Raw genomic sequence first — 3,538 nt, forward strand, 5'->3', positions numbered from 1 at the left:
TCGGTAAAAATTCGATCTTCACGAACCCCAGCTTTTTTCAGAGCTGACATTTGAATATCCAGTTTTTGCTGAGTGGTTGAGACTCTTGCGTAACCCAAAAGTGCCATTTTGATCAATCTCAGTATCAAAAATCGAATTTGATACTATCCTGTCTCAGAAGTAGAAAAACAAGATTTTTGATACCTTTTTTCTTACGACTATTTCAGGTATCAGATTTTACAAATTTTGATACATGAAAAAAGTATAAGCATCGTATGTCTCAGAAGAACGAGAAACGCATTCAAATTCTAAGCCCGAATGAAATCAGTGAACTTTATGAACAGCCCGTATTTAATCAGGTAGATCGAGAGGATTATTTTTCTCTCGATGATCGTATGATGAAAATCGTTGCAGAATTGGAAAAACTGGAAACCAGGCTCTACTTCATTCTTCTGATTGGTTACTTTCGAGCCAAGCCTGTGATTCCAAAATTCACTCTGGATGATGTAGCCGGGGATGCTGAGCACGTACGCAAGACTTATTTCCCTGATGAAACGGCTGCTCTGGGTCAGTTGCCCAAGAGTACCCGCTCCAAGCTTGTTGGTAAGATGCTTGAAGCGTTGGATTTTACCCGTTTATCCAAAGTTCACCAGGTAAGCCTGATTGCTCGTATGAAAGATGTTGCAACCATTTGCACCGATCCCAGATATATTTTTGATGAGGGGCTTGCCTTTCTTGGCCAGCAACGAATTGCTCTGCCAGGTTATACCAGTTTACAAAATTTAGTGTCAGAAGCTTTGGTAGGCGAACAGCAGCGTATTGAAGCAGTCCTTTCGAAGCAGATGACTGAAACCACACAACATAAACTGAGTAAGATACTCACGACCAAGGGAGCCTTGAACGGCTTATCGGCTTATAAAGGATCAGCCCGTGACTTCTCGCCATCTGAACTTGAGCGAGAGCTGGAAACGCATCAGACCATCAAGGAGATCTACCCCGAACTGAAGACATTGATTACCACTCTGGAATTGTCACAGGGCAATATGGCTTACTATGCGTCCATTATTCAGCATACTTCTGTTTATAAGGTTCGCCGCTATCCTCAATGGCAAGGGCTTCTGTATCTAGCTTGTTTTTTGTATTTTCGTTATCGGGAAACAAACGACAAATTGGTTACTTCATTCTGTTATCTCGTTCGTAAGTACCGTGAAGGAGCCAAGGCTTATGCTCAACAGAAGATTGCTGAGGAGTTGGCAACAATCAGGGAAAAATTGACATTTGCAGGGAATATTCTGCGTTTATTTGTCGATGAAGGTGTCAGTGACAGCCTGCCGTTTGGTGAAGTCCGCAAGGAGGCTTTCTCTCTGGTTTCTAAAGAAGAAATTGACGCTATCAGCCAACACTTGAACAAAAGTGACTTCGATCAGACCAAGCACCAGTGGGAGTATATTGATAAACAGTCGAGAAAGGTCGCCAGCACCCTGCGTAAACTCTTCATCGCCATCGATGTGGAGTGTGATACTAACCAGATCATTCTTTCAGAACAGCTGGAACACTCCAGAATTGAGCTGGCCGAGAAGCGCAAACTCACGACATTTAATCAGAGTTTTATCAAAAAAAGCGAGCGGACTTACCTGATTTCAGACAACCAGCTTCATACAAAACGCTTTGAGTTTTATCTGTATAACCGGATCAGTCAATACCTGGAGAACGGCAAAGCATATATTACTGAAAGCGAGAAAAACAAACGACTGGAAGATGACCTCATTCCTGTAAGCGATTGGGAGAACAGCAAACAATCGATCATCGCCAGAACCGGTTTGAAACGCCTCTTAACACCAGTCGCTGAGACTCTGGCTGAGCTTGAAGGGCTGCTCAATAAACGCATAATCCAGGTAACAGAAACCATAACCAACGATACCAACGAGTTTGTGAAGTTTCAGCCACGCTCAAACCAGCTGGCATGGACTCTGGCGCACCGACGCTGGCGAGATGACATCGATAACCCTGTTTACAGCCAAATAAAGCATATGGGAATTATCGAAATCATGAATTATGTAAACCGGAAAACAGGTTTTCTCGATGCTTTTGAAGGGATTGCCACCAGAAAGCGTAACACCAAAGCCGAAGAAGATGACCTGATTGCCTGTATTTTTGGCAATGGCACCCATTACGGTCTTCACCAGATCGCAGCAATTTCAGACCGTAGCGTGGGTGTTCTGCGTGGTGTTAATGATCTATATGTTCGGCCTGAAACTATCAGTGCAGCCAATGACCTGATCTCCAACGGAATTGCCAGTCTTCCTGTTTTCAAGTACTACACCATTAATGAATCATCGCCATTCGGCAGCATTGACGGGCAAAAGTATGCCTGTCGTATCAATACGTTCAAGGCACGATATTCCGCCAAGTATTTTCGAAAAGGAAAAGGTGTGTCAGCGATGACGCTGGTCTCGAACCATGTGCCTGTTAATACTGAAGTCATCTCGCCAAATGAGTACGAAGGTCACTTCGCCTTTGACTTGCTCTATAACAACAGCTGCGATATTCAACCGAGGTCTCTGGCCACAGACACTCACGGCATCAATAATGTCAATTTCGCTATTCTGGATATATTCGACTACGAGTTCTCTCCTCGCTATGCGCGGTTCAAGCACGCGTTTAATGACCAATTTGAGGTTATCGGCGGAGAAAATATGAAAATTCGGTTGAAAAAGCCCATAAACCACAAGCTGATTGAACAGGAATGGGATCAGATTCAGCATATTGTTTGTTCACTGAGCCGTAAGGCTACACAGCAGAGTACTGTGATCAAAAAGCTCTCCAACAACAAACGAAACAGCAGAACCTTGTCAGCTTTGCACGAATACGACCGACTGGTTAAGTGCCTCTACATGCTTGATTATGTGGACAACAAAACCCTGAGGCAATTTGTGCAGCAGGCACTGAATCGTGGTGAAGCCTATCATCAACTGCGTAAAGCAATATCAGCTGTAAACGGCAGCCAATTTCGGGGTGGAAATGACTACCAGATCGATCAATGGAATGACTGTGCCCGATTGATCGCCAACTCTATCATTTACTATAATTCAGCCTTGCTGTCAGGATTGATTGAGAAATTTCAAAAAAACGATAATCAGAGGATTGTAGATCTTATTTCCCGTTTTTCACCGGTAGCCTGGAGCCATATCCAGCTGACCGGAAACTATGTCTTTGGGAATCGAAACGAAATGTTAAACCTGTACAACATGCTTGAGAGCGTAGACCCTTTCATCAACTACAGCCCAGGAGAGAAGGTTGTTTGATACTTCTTAGCAACAAAAAAGCAGGCTGGAATCAAGCTTGCGGAGTGAGCTGTGGATGTACGCTAATGGAAATGCTGATAACGAGCTACGCAAAAGCTCATAGTTTGAAACTAACCTGACAGCTACCCTTGAAAACTGGTAACTGTCAGATCAATTCAGAACTCATACAGACAATCATGTTAACACCAAGGGACTTTGTCGTACTTTAACTACCAAGCGACTTTGTCGTTTTTGATCACCAAGGGGAATTGACG

General features: G+C 43.6%; 2 protein-coding genes. One reads left to right on the forward strand and one right to left on the reverse strand.

What is annotated here, in order from left to right:
* A partial coding sequence (locus QMA35_RS21080; RefSeq protein WP_281649110.1) for a recombinase family protein occupies positions 1 to 107 on the reverse strand: 107 nt, incomplete at its 3' end.
* Between the two features lie 147 nt (positions 108 to 254).
* Between QMA35_RS21080 and QMA35_RS21085 the strand changes: the two genes are divergently transcribed.
* The gene (locus QMA35_RS21085) at positions 255 to 3,284 is read left to right on the forward strand and encodes a Tn3 family transposase (protein ID WP_281649109.1); all 3,030 of its coding nucleotides are present in this window, start codon (positions 255 to 257) and stop codon (positions 3,282 to 3,284) included.
* The last annotated feature ends 254 nt before the right edge of the window (positions 3,285 to 3,538 follow it).

It is taken from the genome of Parendozoicomonas sp. Alg238-R29, assembly GCF_947331445.1.
Lineage (GTDB): Bacteria > Pseudomonadota > Gammaproteobacteria > Pseudomonadales > Endozoicomonadaceae > Sansalvadorimonas.